The organism is Pseudoalteromonas sp. QJM3NY_22 (assembly GCF_056173065.1).
Genome location: NZ_JBWBTZ010000002.1, coordinates 591,462 through 613,122, shown reverse-complemented (window position 1 = coordinate 613,122; position 21,661 = coordinate 591,462). Strand labels below are relative to the sequence as shown.

Annotated in this window: 18 protein-coding genes and 5 pseudogenes; 9 read left to right on the top strand and 14 right to left on the bottom strand. The window is 40.5% G+C overall.

From position 1 onward, the window contains the following. Positions 1-5: 5 nt before the first annotated feature. The 6 genes from AC0VZ4_RS23020 to AC0VZ4_RS22995 form a co-directional block, all read right to left on the bottom strand. Positions 6-1,235, bottom strand: a complete 1,230-nt coding sequence (locus tag AC0VZ4_RS23020) for a pyridoxal-phosphate-dependent aminotransferase family protein (protein WP_475441733.1) — start codon at positions 1,233-1,235, stop codon at positions 6-8. 3 nt (positions 1,236-1,238) lie between these two features. Next, positions 1,239-2,063, bottom strand: a complete 825-nt coding sequence (locus tag AC0VZ4_RS23015) for a sulfite exporter TauE/SafE family protein (RefSeq protein ID WP_475441732.1) — start codon at positions 2,061-2,063, stop codon at positions 1,239-1,241. Further along, positions 2,051-3,652 (bottom strand): gamma-glutamyltransferase family protein, encoded by a 1,602-nt coding sequence (locus AC0VZ4_RS23010; protein WP_475441731.1) that lies wholly within the window; start codon positions 3,650-3,652, stop codon positions 2,051-2,053. Before AC0VZ4_RS23010 ends, AC0VZ4_RS23015 begins: the two co-directional genes overlap by 13 nt. Next, a complete protein-coding gene (locus tag AC0VZ4_RS23005) occupies positions 3,649-4,854 on the bottom strand; it encodes an amidase family protein (RefSeq protein WP_475441730.1) in 1,206 nt (401 codons plus the stop codon). Before AC0VZ4_RS23005 ends, AC0VZ4_RS23010 begins: the two co-directional genes overlap by 4 nt. A 337-nt stretch (positions 4,855-5,191) precedes the next feature. Next, positions 5,192-5,686 carry a putative 4-hydroxy-4-methyl-2-oxoglutarate aldolase gene (locus AC0VZ4_RS23000; protein ID WP_475441729.1) on the bottom strand — a complete coding sequence of 165 codons (495 nt, stop codon included), beginning with the start codon at positions 5,684-5,686 and terminating at the stop codon, positions 5,192-5,194. Between the two features lie 3 nt (positions 5,687-5,689). Next, a complete protein-coding gene (locus AC0VZ4_RS22995) occupies positions 5,690-6,343 on the bottom strand; it encodes a TetR/AcrR family transcriptional regulator (RefSeq protein ID WP_004334664.1) in 654 nt (217 codons plus the stop codon). A gap of 181 nt (positions 6,344-6,524) precedes the next feature. Between AC0VZ4_RS22995 and yddG the strand changes: the two genes are divergently transcribed. After that, positions 6,525-7,445 (top strand): aromatic amino acid DMT transporter YddG, encoded by a 921-nt coding sequence (yddG, locus tag AC0VZ4_RS22990; RefSeq protein ID WP_007378541.1) that lies wholly within the window; start codon positions 6,525-6,527, stop codon positions 7,443-7,445. A gap of 56 nt (positions 7,446-7,501) precedes the next feature. Here the strand turns inward: yddG and AC0VZ4_RS22985 are convergent, their stop codons facing one another. After that, positions 7,502-8,017 (bottom strand): ankyrin repeat domain-containing protein, encoded by a 516-nt coding sequence (locus tag AC0VZ4_RS22985; protein WP_007378540.1) that lies wholly within the window; start codon positions 8,015-8,017, stop codon positions 7,502-7,504. Positions 8,018-8,116: 99 nt separating this feature from the next. Next, positions 8,117-9,643, bottom strand: coding sequence for a catalase (locus tag AC0VZ4_RS22980; protein WP_475441728.1), 1,527 nt, complete (start codon positions 9,641-9,643; stop codon positions 8,117-8,119). Positions 9,644-9,924: 281 nt separating this feature from the next. Here AC0VZ4_RS22980 and AC0VZ4_RS22975 point away from each other — a divergent pair, with 281 nt between their 5' ends. Beyond that, positions 9,925-11,160: an IS4 family transposase gene (locus AC0VZ4_RS22975; protein WP_475441727.1), complete on the top strand. Its 1,236-nt coding sequence runs from the start codon at positions 9,925-9,927 to the stop codon at positions 11,158-11,160. On the opposite strand, the pseudogene tnpC reads toward AC0VZ4_RS22975, so the two are convergent. Then, positions 11,138-12,438: pseudogene (gene tnpC / locus AC0VZ4_RS22970) on the bottom strand (IS66 family transposase); the annotation flags it as partial. The gene AC0VZ4_RS22975 and the pseudogene tnpC sit on opposite strands and share 23 nt — an antisense overlap. A gap of 86 nt (positions 12,439-12,524) precedes the next feature. On the opposite strand from tnpC, the gene AC0VZ4_RS22965 reads away from it, so the two are divergent. Then, on the top strand, positions 12,525-13,274 hold the full coding sequence (locus tag AC0VZ4_RS22965; protein ID WP_475439649.1) for an IS5 family transposase: 750 nt from the start codon (positions 12,525-12,527) through the stop codon (positions 13,272-13,274). On the opposite strand, the gene AC0VZ4_RS22960 is transcribed toward AC0VZ4_RS22965, so the two are convergent. Together AC0VZ4_RS22960 and AC0VZ4_RS22955 are read right to left on the bottom strand one after the other, a co-directional pair. Continuing rightward, positions 13,263-13,430, bottom strand: coding sequence for a hypothetical protein (locus AC0VZ4_RS22960; RefSeq protein ID WP_475441726.1), 168 nt, complete (start codon positions 13,428-13,430; stop codon positions 13,263-13,265). The genes AC0VZ4_RS22965 and AC0VZ4_RS22960 overlap by 12 nt on opposite strands. A gap of 420 nt (positions 13,431-13,850) precedes the next feature. Further along, a pseudogene (locus tag AC0VZ4_RS22955) lies at positions 13,851-14,006 on the bottom strand (transposase); the annotation flags it as partial. Between the two features lie 90 nt (positions 14,007-14,096). On the opposite strand from AC0VZ4_RS22955, the gene AC0VZ4_RS22950 reads away from it, so the two are divergent. Further along, on the top strand, positions 14,097-14,846 hold the full coding sequence (locus AC0VZ4_RS22950) for an IS5 family transposase (protein WP_475439649.1): 750 nt from the start codon (positions 14,097-14,099) through the stop codon (positions 14,844-14,846). A 50-nt stretch (positions 14,847-14,896) separates the two neighbouring features. Here AC0VZ4_RS22950 and AC0VZ4_RS22945 read toward each other — a convergent pair. Then, positions 14,897-15,466, bottom strand: a pseudogene (locus tag AC0VZ4_RS22945) (IS5 family transposase); the annotation flags it as partial. Between the two features lie 124 nt (positions 15,467-15,590). On the opposite strand from AC0VZ4_RS22945, the pseudogene AC0VZ4_RS22940 reads away from it, so the two are divergent. Together AC0VZ4_RS22940 and AC0VZ4_RS22935 are read left to right on the top strand one after the other, a co-directional pair. Next, positions 15,591-16,067, top strand: a pseudogene (locus tag AC0VZ4_RS22940) (carbohydrate kinase family protein); the annotation flags it as partial. Positions 16,068-16,336: 269 nt separating this feature from the next. Continuing rightward, positions 16,337-17,806 carry a carbon starvation CstA family protein gene (locus tag AC0VZ4_RS22935; RefSeq protein ID WP_033028500.1) on the top strand — a complete coding sequence of 490 codons (1,470 nt, stop codon included), beginning with the start codon at positions 16,337-16,339 and terminating at the stop codon, positions 17,804-17,806. Between the two features lie 84 nt (positions 17,807-17,890). Here the strand turns inward: AC0VZ4_RS22935 and AC0VZ4_RS22930 are convergent, their stop codons facing one another. Beyond that, entirely contained in the window at positions 17,891-18,409 is a 519-nt protein-coding gene (locus tag AC0VZ4_RS22930; RefSeq protein ID WP_182736735.1) for a TetR/AcrR family transcriptional regulator, read from the bottom strand. A 344-nt stretch (positions 18,410-18,753) separates the two neighbouring features. On the opposite strand from AC0VZ4_RS22930, the pseudogene AC0VZ4_RS22925 reads away from it, so the two are divergent. From AC0VZ4_RS22925 to AC0VZ4_RS22915, 3 genes and pseudogenes are all read left to right on the top strand, one after another. Next, positions 18,754-19,374 (top strand): annotated as a pseudogene (locus AC0VZ4_RS22925) (glutathione S-transferase family protein). Between the two features lie 49 nt (positions 19,375-19,423). Further along, positions 19,424-20,116 (top strand): cupin domain-containing protein, encoded by a 693-nt coding sequence (locus AC0VZ4_RS22920; RefSeq protein ID WP_475441725.1) that lies wholly within the window; start codon positions 19,424-19,426, stop codon positions 20,114-20,116. A 98-nt stretch (positions 20,117-20,214) separates the two neighbouring features. Beyond that, on the top strand, positions 20,215-20,595 hold the full coding sequence (locus AC0VZ4_RS22915; protein WP_475441724.1) for a SpoIIAA family protein: 381 nt from the start codon (positions 20,215-20,217) through the stop codon (positions 20,593-20,595). 95 nt (positions 20,596-20,690) lie between these two features. Here the strand turns inward: AC0VZ4_RS22915 and AC0VZ4_RS22910 are convergent, their stop codons facing one another. Then, positions 20,691-21,578 (bottom strand): LysR family transcriptional regulator, encoded by an 888-nt coding sequence (locus tag AC0VZ4_RS22910; RefSeq protein WP_475441723.1) that lies wholly within the window; start codon positions 21,576-21,578, stop codon positions 20,691-20,693. Positions 21,579-21,661: the final 83 nt, after the last annotated feature.

Below are 21,661 nucleotides of genomic sequence, written 5' to 3'. Positions count from 1 at the left end.
CTTTTTTATTTATAGTGAGCAAGGGCGGCAATGGCGGCTTCGCCCTTAGGGCCTTTGTAACCGTTGGCATGTAAGCAAGCGTCTAAGCTTGCAAGTGTTTGTAATACAGCATCTTTTCGGGCGTTGTAGCCCATGGTGCCAATACGCCAAATTTTGCCATGCAGTGGCCCAAACGAAGTGCCAATTTCTATTCCAAAATCGGTTAGCATCTGTCCGCGGACGTGATCGGCATGAATGCCCTCGGGTATATACACACCCAGTACGTTGTTCATTTTATGTGTTAAATCACCAAATACATTTAAGCCGAGCGCTTGAATGCCTGTTAGCATGGCATCGCCATGTAATTTGTGGCGCGCTACGCAGTTATCTACGCCTTCTTCAATTACTATGCGGGCGCATTCTGAGGCGCAGTACAGCATGCTGGTGGCTTCGGTATGATGGTTAAGGCGCTCTTCTCCCCAGTAATTCATGATCATACCTAAATCAAAATAGTTAGAGCGCACAAAGGGCTCTGTGCCATCGGTATGGTCGGCCGTGCGAATACCTGCTTCTACCTTTTTACGTTTTTGGATCCACTCGGCGCATTTGTCGCTAAGCGTTAATGGCGCTGAACCAGAAGGACCGCCTAAACATTTTTGCAAACCAACCGAAAGTGCATCGAGTTTCCATTCATCGGCAGGAAGTTCGTTACCCACAATAGAGGCGGTGGCATCGCAATAAAATAGTACATCGTGCTTTTGGCAAATATCGCCAATATGCTCAAGAGGTTGGTTCATGGTGGTGGATGTATCGCCTTGTACCATAGCAAGTACATGGGGTTTTACATCAACAATGGCTTTTTCGATTTGCTCTGGCGTAAACACTTCGCCCCACGGTACTTCTATTGTGTGCACCTTTGCGCCAACGCGTTCTGCTATTTCAGCAAGTAGGTGGCCAAACCGCCCCATAATTGGCACTAGTACTTTATCGCCTGGGCGTAAAATTGAGCATAATACGGCTTCAATACCTGCGCGCGATGTGCCATCTATTAGCATGGTCCATTCGTTTTTAGTTTTAAAAATTTCGCGGTAACGCGCCATGGTTTCGTTCATAAAACCGGTCATTACTGGGTCGTATTGACCTATAAGTTGCGCCGACATAGCACGTAAAACACGAGGATCTGCATTAATAGGGCCTGGTCCCATTAATAAACGCTGTGGTGGGTTTAAGGTTTGAACTTGCGTGTTATTAAACATATTTTAGGCTCCCAGAGTCTGAATGAGCATGCGTATGCCGGTTATCATTAATACAACGGCAAAGGCGCGTTTTAGTTGTTTTTGATCCAGCTTGCTACCAATTTTTACGCCAATAGGCGCAAATAAAATAGTCAGCGGAATAATAAGAAAAAAGGCAGGGAGGTTTACCAATCCCCAAGTACCAAGGGGAGCATCGGTTGGCGTTGTGCCAATACTTAATAAGGTAATAACGCCCGGTAGCGCAATCAATAAACCAAAAACGGCCGCAGTACCTACTGCAACATGGGCGCGTACATTAAATGCGTTTAGCATAGGTACGCCAATAGTGCCGCCACCTATGCCAATCATTACCGACAAACCACCTACAATACTTGCCATAACGGCTTGACCAAATTTACCTGGCAGTTGTTTTACAAGCGCAGGTGCGCCGGCTCTAAATAACATGTTTAAACTGACTAGAATAGCAATGCAGGCAAACATGAGCACTAATGCGTTACTGCGAACGGTATGAGCAATAATACTACCGACTACCGCCATAACTAATATAAACGGTGCCCAGTATTTTATTAGCGCAAGATCAATATTCCCTTTGCTATGATGCGAGCGAATAGATGAAAGCGAAGTAGGTACTATGGTTGCAAGTGATGTGGCGGTGGCTATCATCATTGCCGACTCTGGGCTTACACCAAAACCTTGCAGTAAAAAATACAGCACAGGTACGATAACAATACCGCCGCCTACACCAAAAAGTCCTGCTAAAATTCCGGCAAAAATACCGGTTGCTATTAAGGCCGCTACTATTGGCCATTGGTTTATTATTTCTGACATTGTGTTCCTGCTGTAGTTACTGTTGCACGTCCATCTGAACGAGGATCTGTTGCAGCTTCAAGGCTTGTAGGTGTATCTAAAATCGCCCCAGCGTGCCCCATCATTTCGTTATTATTATCAACGCTTACCCAATCGTGGTCACGTTGATTTAATTCATGTTCTATATGAAAAACTAACCCTTTTTCAATTTTTAAATTTGTACTTGTATCGCCCCATGTTCGTCCAAGTAACCAACGAGGGTCGCTAATTGCTTGTTTTATAAATTTATTTCGCCACGCGTAGCCTACAAAAACAGCGGCTTGGGTTTGTGGTTGCCCTTCACCGCCCATTGTTCCGTAAGCAAGTTGACGACCATCGCTAAACTTTGCCATTGCTGGGTTAAGTGTATGAGCCGGCTTTTTATTTGGCGCAAGGGCGTTAATATTGTTACTCGCATCAATATCTTCATTGTTTAAACTAAAGCTTAAACCTCGGTTATTCCACACAAAGCCGCCTTCGCTCATTAGTATTCCGCTGCCAAATTCCCAGTAAATACTTTGGATAAAACTTACTAATTGCCCGTTTTTATCTCTTGCAGCCATCCACACTGTATCGCCAGGCTCTGCGTTAAATGGCCATTGCTGTGCTTTACTCATATCAATATTGTTAGCAAGTTGACTTAAGCGATCATCGGTTAGTGCGTTTTTATAATCATCCCCTAAGACTTCAGGATCAGCCCAAAGGGTAGGGCGATGCGTAAAGCTTTGTTTAGTTGCCTCAACAATTAAGTGCGTCCAATCGGCATCGGTTTTAGCTAAATGCTTTAACTTATTTACGGCACCAATTATTTGTAGTGAATGCACGCCTTGTGTTGGCGCGGGTAAGTTGTAGCAATTAATACCACTGAGGTTTGCATTTAGCGCAGTAACGACCTCAGCTTTTGTATTTGCAATGTCACCTGCGGTGATTGAGCTGCCTGCTTTTGCTAAGTCGGCGGCAAATGAGTTGGCAAGTGCGCCTTCATAAAATGCGTTTAAACCATGTTTTGCTAGGTATTCAAACGTTGCTGCAAGTTTAGGGTTTTTAAAATGTTGACCTGCTTGCAAGGGGTTACCATTGGGTATGTAGAGGCTTTTAAACGCGTCATTGGTATTGTTAGCAGCGGCTAGTTTTTCGCAGCCTGCTTGCAAGCTTTTTGTAACGGTAAAGCCCTCGCGCGCAAGCTCAATAGCGGGTGCTAAAATTTTTGACAGTGGTAGTGCTGCATGCTCATCTAGTTCAAGCGCTTTTTGCCAACCGCGTATTGTGCCCGCTTGAGTTAGTGCGCTTAATCCGCCGCGCTCTGGTATTTGCGCGAGCGGGTTATACGCCGTTGTATTAGTTGCTGCGCGGCCGCAGGCGTCAATAGCAGTGGGCGTTTTTTGGTTTGGGTTATCGATAAGCCAAAAGCTGTCGCCACCAATTGAGTTCATATGTGGGTATACAACGCTAATAGCGGCGGCAGCTGCTACCATAGCCTCGGTAGCTGTACCGCCTTGTTTTAGTATATTTATACCCGCCTCAGTGGCCGAAAAATGAGACGCGGTAAATGCAATGTTGTGTGTGGTCATGCCGTTGTGCCTTGTTTAAAGTGTGCAGCTAGGTGCTTAACGCAAGCAAGTAGGCTTTTATCGTTACCGTGGCTCATCATTAATGAAAAACCATACGGATGATCATTTGCTAAATCAGCCAGCGGTAAATGCACTTGCGCTGAGCCACTAAGCCCTGCAATTGCCGAAAGCGTAATAATTTGCATGCGTAAGGCGCTTGTGTCGGCGCCTAATTTAGGTGCGGTTGTGGGTGTGGTTGGCAAAAATAAACAGCTGTTTGTATTTAGGTTTTTAGCTATTAGTGTTTGCCATTGGGTTTGTACTTTTAGTGCTTCTTGTTCTTCTTGCTCAGTTAGGGCAAGCGCCATATTAAAACGTGCCGCAATTGCTGGAGCAAACTGGGGAAGTTGCCCCTGCAATTGAAGCCAATCTTTATGCGTTTTTGCGATTGCTCGCCCTTGCAGTACTCTAAAACTATCCGCAAGTTCATTTAATAAGCTGCTGTTAGGTAGTTCAAATTCTTTATGGTGCTTAAAATTAGGCTTGGTTTTTTTAAGCAATTGTTTAAGTGGGGCTTGTAAAGCAGAGTCAACGAGTTCAAATAACGGCTCGCAAATAACTAAGGTATGAACGTTATTAATAGCTTGATTTGGTAACAGTACATTACCTACATCGCTTAATAGCTCGGGGCTTTGGGTAAGCCAACCTATGGTATCAAAAGGCGGAGCCAACGGTATTAGGCCGTCTTTTTCAACCACGTTATGGCTTGGCCTTATGCCATATAAACCACAATAGCTGGCGGGTATTCTAATTGAGCCGCCAGTGTCGGTGCCTAAGCCAATATCAGCTAAGTTTGCAGCAACTGCAGCAGCAGACCCCATACTCGAACCACCGCAAGCATGCCCTTTTAATTTAGGATTTTGCGCAGCGCCATAATGTATATTATTACCCTCTAAGCTATAAGCCAGTTCGTCTGTGTGGGTAAAGCCTATAAAGTTACAACCAGCGGTCATGAGCTTAGTAACCGAGCTTGCCGTATTTTGAGCCGGTTTAGCTGTTTTAAACCAGTGTGGGTTGCCTGCGCTGTTACGCTCGCCCTTTACTGCAAATACATCTTTTACAGCTAAGCGATTGTTTGCAAGTAGACCAGATTGGTTTGTTTGCCACAGGGTAGGACCATGGTCACAAAAAATACCGGTCGTATTATTATTTTTGGTACTCATATCACCACTCGTTATAAAAAATCTGACCAAGCAGTTCAGATTTAGAGTGATTAAAAAGACGGATTAATTTTTATTATTTTTCAGCTCACTGCGTAACATCTTGTTTTTATTTTACAGAGCCTGATCCGCTTTTTAATCGTTTAGCTTATTATATTGTTTAAAACCTAAGCAAGAGGAATGCCATAAATTAAAATCCTGTCCAACTGGTCAGGTTTTATTGGGTTGTATGAGGTTTGTAAATGTGGGCTGTAGAAATAGTGAGATTAAAATGAGCTAAAACAAACCAACTTGGTGCGTAGGTGCACCAAGTTGGTCTCTATTTATATGGTTTTGAGTGCTAAATAAGGGGCGTTTTACTGATGATTAAACCGTTAATATCGGCGTAAACCCAATCGTTAGGTTCAATAGTGGTGCTAAGCATGGTAACAGCTTGGTTTTTATCACCAAAGCCGCGCTTTAAGGTACTACGCGGTGTAGAGCCTAGCGCCATTACAGGTAAGTTCATCGTGGCAAGTATCTCAATATCTCGGCAACAGCCATTTATTATTACGCCTTCCCAGCCATTATTTAGGGCACGCTCAGCCATAATATCGCCTATAAACGCAAAGCGTTTGCTCGCAAACCCGTTTATAACTAACACTTTACCTTTACCTTTACCTTTACCATTTTCATGCAATATATCGGCGGCAAAAGAGTTGTCTTCTGGGCAGGTAACGGTAACTACTTTGCCATAAAACGTGGTTTTTTTACCAAAGTGATAAAGGCCGCTGTCTGCTACTTGCACGTTATCGCGATGATCGTCAAATAAATCGGGTGTAGTAAAGGATGTCATGGGTTAAGTCTCACTTTGCTCAGGTATTTTAAGACCAATACCTTTTAAAATTATGTGGGCAATTGATTGCGTAATTTGTGCCACATCGGTTTCGTCGTACTCTAATTTGTTCATTACGAGTAAAACCTCAGCCTGAAAGTCGGCGTAATATTGCGTGGTAGACCAAATAGTAAAGAGCAAATGGTAGGGATCAACCTTATCCATTTTATCTGCGTCCATCCATGCTTGAAGTACATCAACCTTTTGTTTAACCCAAGGGCGGGTATTGGTTCTAAAGTAGTTTTGTAAATAGGGTGCACCGCGCAGTATTTCACTGGCAAATAAGCGAGATTGCATTGGCTGATTTACGGCCAGTATTACTTTGCTTTTAATATAGTTATAAAGCACGGTAGCTGGATCGTCGTTAATTGTGACGTTATCAAGCCCTAAGTTCCAATTAGCTATTATGCGGTCGATCACAGACTCGTACAGACCATCCTTACTTTTAAAGTAATACAAAATATTAGCTTTTGGCACCTGCGCTTCTTTAGCAACCATGCTCATACTTGCTCCGTCGTAACCTAATTGCGAAAACAATTGCTCGGCGGCATCTAAAATTAGTTTTTGGTTTTTCTCGCGTGTGACTTCTTTTTTATTTGGCTTTATTTGTGTGGTCATTATAAAGTTTGCGTGTTTAACGTATTGATTGATTGTAGCTTTACTGACCAAAAGGTCAATTACTAAAAAGGGTGAATGCTAAAAACAAACGAGACGTTTAAGCTATTAACCTTGATTGTTTAATTAAATAATTACTGTTAGTTTAGTTTCAAATTTACGAGTAGTACTTTTAGGTTGGTAAATGGACTTTATAAGCAAAAATAAATATACACTATATGGAGTTGCTGCAATATTACTGTGGAGTTGCTTAGTTGCATTACTACGGGATATTTCTGAGTTGTTTAGTCCAATTGGTGGTGCGGCGGCTATGTATTCTGTCAGTGCGATATTTTTAATTTTGGTTATGGGAGTGCCCAAGTTTAGTGGGTTTTCAAAACGTTACTTGGTAATAGGTACTTTATTATTTGTAGCGTACGAAATTTGCTTGGCGCTTTCTATTGGTATGGCAAACAGCCGTCATCAGGCAATGGAAATGGCGGTTATTAATTATTTATGGCCCACGCTGACTATACTGCTCTCTATTATTATTGGTCGTAAAAAAGTAAGTTTCTGGGTTTACCCAAGCATGATCATTGCTTTTTTAGGCGTTGCTTGGTGTATTACGGGCGATCAAAAAATGTCACTAGATACGCTTGTTACTAACTTTGCTGATAATCCTGCTACTTACTTAATGGCATTAGCTGCAGCGTTTATATGGGCTATTTATTGCGTAGTAACGCAAAAGCTGAGTAATGGTAAAAATGCCATTACGTTATTTTTTGCGGTTACGGCAATGAGTTTGTGGGCGCAATATGGTTTTAGTAATGAAGCGCCATTAACGTTTTCACTCAGATCAAGCATAACATTGCTATTAGCCGGTGTAGTCGTGGGGAGCGGTTATGCACTGTGGAATCAAGCTATTATTGGCGGTAACTTAATGCTTTTGGGAACGCTTTCGTACTTTACACCGGTGTTTTCTACTATTATTTCGGCGTTGTATTTATCTATTACGCTGAGTGCTTCGTTTTGGCAGGGGGTTGTACTGGTAACAGTGGGCTCGCTAATTTGCTACTTTGTAACGCGAGAAAAGCCTAAACAACCTCAAATAGCGTCTGCAACATAAGACTAATTTTATTAAAAATAAGCCCTATTATTTTAGGGCTTTTTGTTGCGTGCAGATTATTTTGCATTATTTACCTGCGCTAGTAACTCTATAACTTTTTGTTGACCAAATGTTTGTGCAAACTGCTCGGCTGTTTGACCGGCTTTGTTTTGATGCGCGTTATCGCAATCAAGTGATACGAGCGTTTTAGCGATACTAAATTCACCTCTAAAAATAGCGGCCATTAGCGCTGTGTTGCCACGGTTATCTTCTAAACAGGCATTAGCGCCTAAGTGTAAAAGCGTGTTAACCGTGTTTTTATTACCGTGATAAGTGGCAATCATTAACGCGGTGTAGCCTTTGTTGTTGTAGCTGTCGATAGGAATACCAGCATCTACAAATTGCTCTATTACTGCGGTGTCGTTTGTGCGTGCTGCGGCAAAATAATAAGCAAATAAGCTTTGGTATTGAGTTTTTGCAGAATGTTGGTTTTCAACTTGCGTACTGGGTGTTTGTGTATCTGATGTATTTTGAGCGTAAACGCTACTGGTAAAGCTTAGCAGTAGGGCGACTATAATTAATAAATTACGCATAACCATTGCCTCTTATAAAAGAGGAAGGGGTTTATTCCTTCCTCATGGTTGTGGTTTAAATAGCTATTTAGTTGGGACTAATTGCTTTTAACTAGTTGCTTATAAGTTAGCTGCTAGTTGTTTAACCATTTTAATATCGCCTTTTACAGCTTTAGTTAAGCGTGTACCGTACTCACTATCAGCTTTGTAAAAGTGGCTAAGCATTTTGTGTTTAACACTGCTGTTTTGCACTTTGCCTAAATCGCCTGCTAGGTTATTAATTAGGTTTGTACGTTCTTGCTTGCTAAAACCACGGTATATAACACCTGCTTGCGCGAAGTTTTGCTGCTTTTTAATCGCGGCTTGTTGTACAAAGCCTTTTAGCTCTGTGTTACTTCTACGTGCAATTGGGTTTTCAGCTACGTTTTCTTGGCTTGGCTGGTAGTTCACATTGCTTGTAGTGTTACCAATATTCATTGCGCCGTCTTGGTTGTAGTTAACCACTTCAACTTTTGCAAGGTTTATTGGCAATTGCTGGTGGTTAGCACCTAGGCGGTACATTTGTGTATCAGCGTAAGAAAACATACGACCTTGTAATAAACGGTCTTCTGATGGCTCAATACCTGGAATAATGTTTGCCGGTGCCATTGCTACTTGTTCTGTAGACTGGAAGAAGTTAGTTGGCATACGGTTTAGGGTCATTGTTCCTACTTTAGTTTCTTTAATGTCTAACCACATTTTTGTTGCATCTAATGGGTTGTAATCAAAGTCATCAAGCTGCGACGGATCAAGCGTTTTAATGTATAGATCCCATTTAGGGAAGTTGCCTTTACCAATTTCGCTGTAAAGGTCGCGTGTTAAGTGTTGGAAGTCTTGGCTTTGCACTTTAGCTACTTCTTTTGCGTCAAGGTTATCAATACCTTGTTGGCTTACCCAATGAAACTTAACGTATTTAACATCACCCGATTTATTAATCATTTTGTATGCATGTACACCCCAACCATCCATTTTACGAAGACTTGCTGGTGTACCGTAGTCGCTGTAAACCCACGTTAGCATTTGTGTAGAACCTGGTTCATACGAGAAAAAATCAAAAAAGCGATTAGGATCTTGAATGTTATCAACCGGAGATGGTTTTAAAGAGTGAACCATGTCTGGAAATTTGATTGCATCGCGAATAAAGAACACAGGTAAATTATTACCTACTAAATCCCAGTTACCTTGGTCTGTGTAAAACTTAGTTGCAAAGCCACGTGGATCGCGCAGTGTTTCTGGGCTGCCTTTTGAGTGAATTACTGATGAAAAACGAACAAATACGTCTGTTTCTTTACCAGCTTGTGCAAACGGTGCTGCAATTGTTAAATCATCTAGCTCTTTTGATGCTACAAACACACCGTGTGCGCCAGTACCACGAGCATGCACAACACGCTCAGGAATACGCTCACGTGCAAAGCGTTGCAGTTTTTGAATTAGTTGCACGTCTTCTAGTAATACACTGCCGCGCTCGCCAGCAGTCATTGAATTTTGGTTGTCGCCAACAGCCGCGCCGTTATCTTTAGTAAGAGTTGTTGCTGCGCTTGCCGGTAATGCTATTGCAAGTGCCAGTGCAGTGAGTGTTAATTTTGTTTTGTTTATTTGAGTATTCATTGTCGACCTCATCTATTTAAAAGTGCCGGCAGTGATGCAGGCTGTTAATCTGTTAACGATAGTATTAATTTTATTAACTTCGGTAAAAGTGATTAATTAGATTGATGTGATTTGTAAAACAGATGAAATGAATTTGCAGATACACTTTTTACATTAATGTAATTTTTTTACTACGACCTTAGTCGCAATACATAGGTTGGATCTTAAGAAAACTTGAAGTTGAACTCTGTTAATGATCAAATAGTTACGCCAATAAAAACATGACTAAAAGCAGAGTTCACATGCAGATTAACCAAGTTTCAAACCAATTAAAAGCCCTTATCTCAGAAAAACACCTCATTGATCTTGCAAAAACCTCTGGATTTCAAGTTCGACACCGTTGCCTGTCGATCGTTTCTCTGCTCAAAGCCGTATTTAAAAGCTTATCTTGCCTGCAAGACGCTAACTTGTCAGATATCCATCAAAACTTGCGAACGCAGGCTGATTGCACGATAAGTTATAAACCCTTTCATAATCAAATTCGAAAACCAGCCTTGACTGAGCTTGTCCGTGAGCTCGTTATTCAAGCGATGTCTAAATTGACTGTAAACACGCTGGATAAAACCTTTTTTACCCAGCGAGGAATACAGCGAGTGTTATTGCAAGATGGTTCTTCATTTGCTCTACATGATGAATTAGCGCAGGTTTTTGCTGGTCGTTTTACTGCTGTAAGTCCTGCCGCAATTGAGTTGCACGTTACCTATGACCTATTTAATGAACAACCCTGCGAAATAGATATTCGTCCTGATGTTGAAACTGAGCGCGCCTTTTTACCAGGTAGCCACACACTTGAAGATACGTTATTACTTGCTGATGCTGGGTATTTTGACTTAGATTACTTTGAGCAAGTAGCTCAAGATGGCGGATATTTTTTGATCAGAGCAAATAAAAACATTAACCCAATCGTTACATCAGCTTATTGCGCGGGTATAGAACTTAAAGAAAAGAACATTAAACTCAAAACGTTACTCGATAAATTCGCAAGCCAACCACTTGAATTAACAGTACGTTGGAAGAAAAATGGGCCCGAGTACAGGCTTATCTATTTACCGAATGAAAAGCGCCCCGTTTTCCTTGTTACTAATTTAAAAGAGGCACAGTTTAGCTTTGACGAACTACTCGATATATATGCAACTCGTTGGCAAATTGAGTTGTTTTTCAAAGAACTAAAGTCATGGAATAACCTTAAAGGGTTCATCACACGAGATCCTCATATTGCCGAATCATTGGTTTGGCTGAGCATACTGCAAACACTTATCAAGCGTTTTATCTGCCATAGTGCAGCGGGTATGTTTAAGTGTGCGATCTCGACATTTAGAGCGAGTAAGTGCAGTTATCTTTGGTTGGATGATATTCTGGATTGCATAGAACAAACACGGTGCAGCCATAAGATACATCGTGTATTTGAGCTACTAGCGGTAAATTGTAAGCGGCAAAGCATTGAGAAAAACGTAACTATTCAGCCACATTTTCAATAAATATATCAGGTAACTGATTTTTGAAGAGTAATTCAAGGGCTAGGCTTGCTGATACATGCTGTTTTCTGCAAGTCGAGAGGTAGCTTCTGATTAAACAAAACATCTCTGCACCTTGCATGCTTCTGAAGCACCCAGATATCTTTTGATGAACCTTGGTCATCCTAATATCATTCTCACCTTGGTTGTTGCTAAAAGGCACCGCTGTTTCCGTCATGAACCGTAAGACATCATCTTGATAATCTCTTAACCGCTCTAACAACGCTCTAGACTTTGTTCGTTTCAATCTGCCTCGCTGGCCTTTTACTCGGCTGTTTCTATCCGGTGGAGGGCATTTAATGTCACCTTGAGCCAATATTTGTTGATATTTCTCTATATAGTGAGCTTTTGTGTCTGCATCTAGCTCGGGGTTATCTATTTGATGTTTATTGATTTCAGTCAGTAGGGTTTGCAAATCCTTTGCCCATTGCATACCGTCTTGCTCCCATGCCCTTTCTAACTCTCGGATATGATGTGCATTACACAAGGCATGTTGGCACTGTGTATATTGATAATACGGTTTCCAGTGGTCGTGGCATAGTACCCCAGTAAAGTGAGGTAAAATATCGGCGTCATCCATCGCTATTTTCCCTCTTTTCTCATGCGGGTAAAAATACGTCCACCACGTCGTTGATGCACCATGAAGCCATCGTCGTTTACCACCTATATTAATCCCCGTTTCATCAACGTGTAAGGCTTGATAAGTCGTTTTCAGGGCTTTCTTGAGCGCGGCTTCTGCGCCGGAGGACTTTACCAAGGCCGCTGCTTGTTCATTAAAGTTAAATAAACTACCCGCACTGATTGGAATACCGAGTTGATCACAAAAATATTCTTCAATGCGGTTGTAAGGGAGTAATTGATATTGGGATAGGTAAACTGCATGGGCTTTTACACCAACCCCATATTGAATAGGACTGTTAACGTCTTCTGGAAATTCACCAATAAAACGCTTACCTTGCTCATTTTCCAGAATTTGTGCTTGGTATTCAGTGACCACTTTCCTGATATCTATATCGACAACCTGTCGTTTTTGAAAGCCAATTTCACGGTAGTGACCTTTCGGTAAAAAATCACGTTCAACTAGGATGATTTTGATCTCATCAGGCGTCTGTGTTTGGGTTAGTGTTTTACCTGCACGGCCTTTTTGACCACCCGCTGACTTGGCTGATTTCTCTTTGTTTTGTTTTTTCGGTTGATGTCTTTTGATGGCGGGATACTGCTATTGTTACTGTTAAGTCCTAGGGGCTGTTGATCTTTGTTTGAATTTTGTGCGTAAGCGGTAATCTCGTATAATTTACTTCGCCAAAAACAAACCTTACGAGATTACCATGCCCCGATTAATGCTCACTGATAAGTTGTGGTCGAAGCTAAAATCAATTTTGCTTGAAGATAGAGTTTATAACAAGCTTGAACACAGACAAACGATGGAAGGAATTTTATATCGCTTACGTGTTGGTTGCCCATGGCGTGACCTCCCTGAGTGTTTTGGTTTATGGAATACTATTTACCGCCGATTTCTACTTTGGTCTAAAAAAGGAATATTAATAAGGTTGTTCAAATCATTATCCGCCAATAGTGACACTGAGTGGGAATTCATTGATGGCAGTTATGTTAAAGCACATCAACACAGTACAGGTGCTGCGTCTCAACAAGAACAAGCGATAGCATTAAGTCGTGGCGGTAATACAAGTAAAATTCATTTAGCTGTTGATAGTTATGGCTTACCAATTGAATTTATTATTACAGGCGGCGATGTTCATGATAGTAAAGTGGCAAATGAACTGATTGAATTATTGCCCCAAGGCGATTTTGTTATCGCAGACAAAGGCTATGATAGTGAAGTCATTAGAAATAAGGTTCGAGAGAGAAACTCAAGCCCAGTGATCCCTAGAAAGAAAAACTCAAAAACAGGTAATGGTGATATTGATTGGTGCTTATATAAATATAGGCATTTAGTTGAAAATGCCTTTGCAAGGCTAAAGCACTTCCGTGCTATAGCGACAAGGTACGATAAATTGAAATTACAGTTTGAGAGTATGTTAGCGCTGGCATGTGCAATGATTTGGCTACCAATGTGAAAGATCAACAGCCCCTAATTTACTTGCTAACATAACAACGACAACCAGAATGAGTTCAATAGACATCTTCAGCGCAGGCGTGAGAGTTTTACCTTCTTGTAATTGAGCTTTGGTTTTCTCAACGATTTCGTCGATGTTGATGCTGTTTAAATTCATTGAAGCTAGGGCTATTAGGTCATAGCCCTAGCTTGGCATACTGGCGGGATCGGTCAATAGTTAAAAAAGATCCTTTGAAAATAATTTACCATGGTGAATAGTTACAGAAAAACAATGATATTTGCCGTTTTAAGATAGGAAGTCACACGGTCTGTGTTCCTTAAGAACTAAGCTATGAGTCGCAATATGCTTTTATAAAATTTATTAAATACAAAGGTGTTTAGTTTTATCTGAGCGTATTTTCACCACGTTGGTGCGTTTTATACTTACAGTGTGTGACATACTCGTGCAACAAAGGGAATTTGCTTAATTGGCGGGCTTATGCTCATCATTGGGTTGCACTAAAAAGTTGCACAATATTAATCGGCGCTTAATTCGTAATGCTTAAATTAGGGGCTGTTGATCTTTGTAGTACATATATTAATTAACCCACATTGGTAGCCACATCATAGTAAATGCTAAAGCGAGCATTGGATGATAATTTCGTTCAAGCTTTTCATACCGTGTGGCTATCCCTCTATATTGTTTAATACGGGCAAATGCATTCTCAACCAAGTGCCGATATTTGTACAGGCACTAGGGGCTGTTGATCTTTGTTTGAATTTTGTGCGTAAGCGGTAATCTCGTATAATTTACTTCGCCAAAAACAAACCTTACGAGATTACCATGCCCCGATTAATGCTCACTGATAAGTTGTGGTCGAAGCTAAAATCAATTTTGCTTGAAGATAGAGTTTATAACAAGCTTGAACACAGACAAACGATGGAAGGAATTTTATATCGCTTACGTGTTGGTTGCCCATGGCGTGACCTCCCTGAGTGTTTTGGTTTATGGAATACTATTTACCGCCGATTTCTACTTTGGTCTAAAAAAGGAATATTAATAAGGTTGTTCAAATCATTATCCGCCAATAGTGACACTGAGTGGGAATTCATTGATGGCAGTTATGTTAAAGCACATCAACACAGTACAGGTGCTGCGTCTCAACAAGAACAAGCGATAGCATTAAGTCGTGGCGGTAATACAAGTAAAATTCATTTAGCTGTTGATAGTTATGGCTTACCAATTGAATTTATTATTACAGGCGGCGATGTTCATGATAGTAAAGTGGCAAATGAACTGATTGAATTATTGCCCCAAGGCGATTTTGTTATCGCAGACAAAGGCTATGATAGTGAAGTCATTAGAAATAAGGTTCGAGAGAGAAACTCAAGCCCAGTGATCCCTAGAAAGAAAAACTCAAAAACAGGTAATGGTGATATTGATTGGTGCTTATATAAATATAGGCATTTAGTTGAAAATGCCTTTGCAAGGCTAAAGCACTTCCGTGCTATAGCGACAAGGTACGATAAATTGAAATTACAGTTTGAGAGTATGTTAGCGCTGGCATGTGCAATGATTTGGCTACCAATGTGAAAGATCAACAGCCCCTAGTCAATATCTTCATTACCGACTAAACAGTTGTCCTTACGCGGAATCACGGATGTAGCGTTATTATCACGAACAAACTCTCTCAGTTTTTCACTATCGTAGCCTTTGTCTGCGACAACCACATTACTTGTGGATCAGTTGGCTACGAGTGACTCTGCATGGACGATATCATGCGTATTTCCACAGGATAATTCATAATAAATGGGCAATCCTCCGCTATCTACTGCAAGGTGAATTTTAGTTGAATTGCCACCTCGACTCTTACCGATTGATTCATTGTCAGCGGTTCTTACGCCGCAACTATGTTGGTAAGCCCTAACAATGCTGCCATCAATGAAGGCCCAATCCATGTCCGCATCACGAGATAATGCGCGAAACAATTCATTCAAAATATCTTTTTTGGACCATAAATTAAACCGTCTATAGAGAGCACTCCAACAGCCAAAATCAGAAGGTAAATCTCGCCATGGAATACCTGTGCGCATCTTATACAGTATGCCTTCGAGCGTTTTTCTATGGTCAGGCTTATTATAAATTCGACCACTTAGGTACGTTACTTTAGATAAGACATTCCATGTCGCGTCTGTTAACATTAATCTTGGAATGAGGGTTAGGTGTAAGGTTTTTTAGCGAATTCAATTATACCTTATCTTCATGCTGTTTGTTTTTCATACCGCAAAGATGAACACGCCCTAATAGGGCGAAGCGTCTTTGGCAACATGAAATTAACTAGTTGATGTAGCAAATTTTAAAGTATTTGACGTAAATCTACGTGCGCCGCATTACAAGTTAGAAACACTTGTAGGTTTAATGAATAAAGCAGACTTTATTAAGTTAAACGATGAAGAGCTATACGAAATAGCAAAAGCGATGGGTTGTAAGTTTCATTCGCTTGAACAAAATTTAGCGTTTATAGCACAGCAAACAAATACCGATTACTTATGTGTAACCAAAGGTAGCCACGGTGCTTTATTAACAATCAAAGGCGATAATTTTTATAATTCAGGTTATTTAATTAGCGTAATTGACACTGTTGGCGCAGGGGATTCGTTTTTAGGTTCGTTAATTTATCAGCTTTGTAGCAACGACGACGCGCAATATGCCGTTGACTTTGCATGTGCCGTTGGATCAATAGTCGCCGAAAGTTCTGGCGCAACACCTACTTTAACGCATCAACAAATTAGTGAGTTTATGAACCCACTTTAAAAAACATTGTGTGTGAAAGCGGTTATAACGTAAAAGTTTAACCGCTTTTTTTGTGCCCAAAATAAGACGCGTGTAATAAATATTCAATGTGGAACGTTAAGTGTGAAGGTTGCGTAAATAGTGGCTTATATCGATTATCGTATTAGCTAAACGTCTTATTGTTTGAGGGTTGAAGCTTTGTTATTGTTCGTCGATTATTCACGGATTGAAAAGGCGGGGCGACACACAATGCGCTCTATAATACAAATACAAAAAGAGAAACGTGCTTTATGATCATCTTTTTTATCTGCCTCACTATTTTAATACTGGGCTATAAGTTTTACAGCCCATTTGTTGAAAAACAAGCCGGTTTGGATTCAACTGCTGACACACCACAAAAACGCTTTAGCGAAGGTGTGGATTACGTCGCTATTCACCCTGTAAGAGCATTTTTAATTCAGTTTTTAAACATTGCTGGCGTAGGCCCAATATTTGGCCCAATTTTAGGCGCTTTATACGGACCAGTTGCACTAGTATGGATTGTACTTGGTAATGTTTTAGGTGGCGCTGTACACGACTTCTTCTCAGGTGTAATGAGTATAAAAGAAGACGGTAAAAGCCTACCAGAAATCGCAGGGCATTATTACAACGTCGTATTTAAAGGCTTTATGCTTGTATTTACTGCCATGCTACTGTTTTTTGTAGGTGTAGTATTTATTATGAGCCCTGCAGGTTTGCTAAGTAACCTTGATTTTTTTGAAGGTACAATACTGGCAAATAACACCTTTTGGGTACTTGCTATTTTAGCGTATTACTTTTTAGCGACCTTGCTACCAATTGATAAAATTATCACTAAGTTTTACCCAATTTTTGGTGCGCTAATGATTGTAATGACAGTGGCAATTGCTATTTCATTACTTATTAATGCGCCGCACTTACCGGTACCAAGTGACTTTTTAGCTTACTTTGAAGCTGATCACGCACATGACTTTTTAGAGCCAAATCCAGATGGACTACCAACATGGCCACTGTTATTTATAACAATTACCTGTGGTGCTATTAGTGGTTTTCACTCTACTCAAGCGCCTATTATTGCGCGTTGTTTAACTAACGAAAAATACGTACGTCCAGTTTATTACGGCGCTATGATGTGTGAAGGTATTGTAGGTTGTGTATGGGCACTTGCTGGTATTGCAGCGTTCCCAGAGGGTTACGCAGGCTTAAAAGCATTGCTTGATCAAGGTGGTCCAGGTTTAGTAGTAAACCATGTAGCTAACAGTTACTTAGGCGTATTTGGCGGTATAATGGCAATTATTGCAGTAGCCGTATTCCCAATTACTTCTGGTGATACAGCGTTCCGCTCATTACGTTTAACTGTTGTTGATGCGTTTAATATTCCGCAAAGCATACGTAACCGATTACTAGTGGCCGTTCCTATACTGACAATTGCGTACTTTATGACGAAGCTCGATTTTTCATTAATTTGGCGCTACTTTGCATTTTCAAACATGCTGCTTTCTACAAGCGTATTATGGCTTGCCACTAAGTACTTGTTTGACCGTGGCACATTCCATTGGATTGCCAGTGTTCCTGCTGTTATAGCAACAGCGGTAACAATTTCATATATTGGCACTGCAGCAATTGGTCTTAATTTATCAAGTGATTTAGGTAAACCTATTGGCGCTGTAGTCGCTGTGATAGGTTTAATTGTATTAACTATCGTGCACTCTAAGCATAAAGTTAAACCAACAGCGGTCTAATAATCACATAAGTTATTTCAAGCATTAAAAAAGCGAGCTATTGATAATGAATAGCTCGCTTTTTTTGTGTACTAAATTTAGGTATTACTGAGTTGCAAGTTCAAAGTAACTATTATCGTCGAGCGTTTTGCTTATCATCATAGCGCCCTCAAGCAGGCTCACTGTTTGAATAGCTGCTTGAGCGGGGTTAGGCTCACCATTAGTTAAGTGTGCAGCGCTAAGCCATGTTAGGTTTTGATTAAAAAAGCGTTTTACTTCAAGGCGTACTTTATCTGGAAGGCTATCGCTTTCGGCTCCTAGTAACCCACATAAACACATTTTTTTATCGGTTACTAATGCACGTCTAAAAAGCTGAGTGTACACATCAATAGGATTTTTACCGCTTGCTTTAAGCTCGCTTGGCTCGCCTAACGCAGCTAAAAAAGAATTAGTATATTGATGAGCAAGCTCAGCACCTAAATCGGCCTTAGTCGGAAAGTGATAGTGCACACTGGCGCTTTTAATGCCGACTTCGCAGGCTAGCTCTCTAAAACTAAAATTACTGTATCCGCCAAGGCGCACCTTGTTTTCAGCGGCTTTTAATAAAGCTTCTTTTTTACTCATTTTTAATATTTCCTATCCGTAGCAATACCAATTTTATTAAAACATGATCATTGTATCGCATTAAATAAATCACTAACTGCGTTAAAAATTATTGCGCTGCTTTCTTAGCGCAATAATAGCTCACTTATTTAATGCAATTGGTACAGCAAAATTATCGACCAGTAGGTAGTTATTTACAAGCGTTTTTACTTTTAAGCAACCCCCTAATTTTATTATGAATTAAGTTAAATCCCCTAAATCAGAAAAATTTAAACGTTGACTTAAATTTAGTTTAATATTATAAGTTACCTATCGGTAGGTAGGTTCTATTGACTCACTTTTAAACAATAAAGATAGAGATTGCTATGAAAATTTATGATGTAGAAAACTTTCCAAATCCACTTCGGGTTCGTATCGCTTTAGCTGAAAAAATGCCACTTCAAATGTTGAGTTTGTACCTGTTGATTTATTAAATGGTGAACACAGAACAAAAGCCTTTTTAGCTAAAAACCCATTAGCAGGTGTGCCGGTATTAGAGCTAGATGACGGCACGTTTATATCAGAAAGTACCGCTATTACTGAGTATATTGATACCGCATTTGAAGGCCCATCTTTAATGGGTGAAACCGCAAAAGAGCGTGCAGTAATTAACATGATGCAAAAGCGTGCAGAATCTATGGTGCTTGACGCTGTGGCAACTTACTTTCATCATGCAACTGATGGGCTTAGGTCCTGAGCTTGAAACATATCAAAATGTGGCTTGGGGTGAAAAACAAGGCGAAAAAGCGCGCCAAGGGTTTAGCTATTTTAATGATGTACTAGCGCAATCGGCGTTTGTTGCTGGTGAGCAGTTTAGTATTGCTGATATTACATTGTATGCTGGGCTGGTATTTGCTGGATTTGCACAAATAGCAATCCCGAATGAGCTTACCCATTTAGTTGCATGGCAAGAAAAAGTAGCAAAACGCCCAAGTGTTGCGGCTTAATTAGGTTATTAGTTTAAAATTTAAGTGAAGTTACGCTTAGGAGCCAAATATGAAAATTGCTGCCGATTTTAGTAAACGAGTTGTCGTACATAGCGAAACGCTCCCGTGGGTTGCATCGCCAATGGCGGGTGTTGATAGACGAGCGCTCGATAGAGTGGGCGACGAAGTTGCTCGCGCAACGACCATTGTTCGTTATGCACCTGGCAGTGAATTTTCGCCGCATGTACATACAGGCGGTGAAGAGTTTGTTGTGCTTGAAGGGGTATTTCAAGATGAGCATGGTGACTTTGCGGCAGGTTCTTATATCCGTAATCCACCGCAATCAAAGCATAAACCGGGGTCTGAAAATGGCTGCGTTATATTTGTAAAGTTATGGCAGTTTCAACCAGATGATCGAACGCACGTGCGTTTGCAAACGGACTTGGTGCAAAGTACGGTGCATCCTAGTTTTAAAAATGTAGCCGTAACCCCTTTATACAAAGACGATTTTGAAGACGTAAGCTTGTTGCACTTTAAGCCCAACGCCTGCATGGTTATAAGCGCAAAAGGTGGAGCAGAGTTCTTAGTACTAGAAGGCTCATTTGATGAGCAAACCGATACCCTTGTAAAAAACAGTTGGTTAAGAGTGCCTATTAATAGTTCCGTTAACGTTAAAGCGGGAAGTAATGGTGCAAAAGTATGGCTTAAAACGGGCCATTTAATTGATGTAGAAAACCAGATATCTCGCGTACAAAATGCGTAATTGAGTCGTTTATTTGAGACTATTTATTGATCTAGTTCAGGACTAATTAATTTTAGAAGGTGTACTTTTACCACTTAGCCTATTTAAGGAGAGCAGTAATGGTACACACAACACATGGTTTATCTATTGGTCTTGAACGTGCAGGAAGAGAGTTTTTTTTAAAACTCAAAGCCGTTGGTACGCTTACTCACGACGACTACAAAATAATTACCCCAATGATAAACTCAGCTCTTGGTGAAGTTAAGCACCCAGTCGTGAACGCCTTAATTGATGGTAGCGAACTTGAAGGTTGGGAACTACGCGCAGCGTGGGATGACTTAAAGTTAGGTGTTAAACACTCTAAAGAATTTAAAAAAGTAGCTATTTACGGTAATAAAGCGTGGCAAGCTCGAATGGCAAAAATAGGTAACTGGTTTATATCGGGTGAGGTTCAATACTTTGAAAATGCTACCGCAGCCATAGATTGGCTAGACGAATAATAAATCCCTTCTTTCAAAAAATAGCGCTTACAAAGCGCTATTTCAACTCTTAAATAAAGGACTTATAGCGAACGTTTAATAGTTTTCGCTTATTGTTAAGTATCAATTTTATCAAAATACGTTACTAAGCTATCAATAAATGAACGAAGTGCAAGTGACTGATGTTTCCTAGAGCGGTAAATACCGTATATGCTCAAAGTTTGTGGTTTAAGGTGTGGTAGTAAATGTATTAACTTTCCATTATTTATATATTTCTGCGCAGCAAACTTAGGTTGTAGAGTTATTCCTTGATTATTAAGAGCAGCTTTTAACAGTAAGCTCGAATCATTAGCACTGAAGTTACCAGCAATCGCTACAGATACGGGGTTTTCAGGGTGTGAAAAATGCCACATACTTTTTTCAAACCGTGAATAGTTTAAACAGTTATGGCGACTCAAATCATCCGTAGTTATAGGCTTAGAGTTTTTTTCTAAATATTCTGGGCTTGCAGATAATACCGAATGGCATTTCCCAAGTGGGCGAGCAATTATATTAGGATCTAAGTCATTGGTAATTCTAATTGCTAAATCTATTCGCTCTTCTACCAAATTTGTAACGTGATTACTAATTTGTACATCAATACTGACTTCGGGATGAGCGTGTAAGAATTGTTGCAACATATCTGGTAGTACATCATGTGCTAAAAAAGGCGAGCACGACAACCTAATTTGCCCGTTTAATCTGTTATTACTTTCTATCGGCGCACTAATGTTTTGGGCGATGGCAATGAGCTCTCGGCTATGATTAAGTACTTTTTCACCCTCTGCCGTGAGTGTTATTTTTCTTGTTGACCGATGGAGTAGTTGGGTATTTGCCCACTTTTCCATTTGATTCAAATACCGTGTAACCATAGATCTAGACATATCTAAAGCACGGGCAGCACCGGCTAGACTTTTCTGCTCTACAATTTTTATAAATACATCAGCTGCAATAATTCTATCCATTCACTTTGCCTATATGTTCGATTTATGCAACAGATAGTTGCATTCTGCCTGGTTTTTAATTCTTAAATTGCAACATACAATAG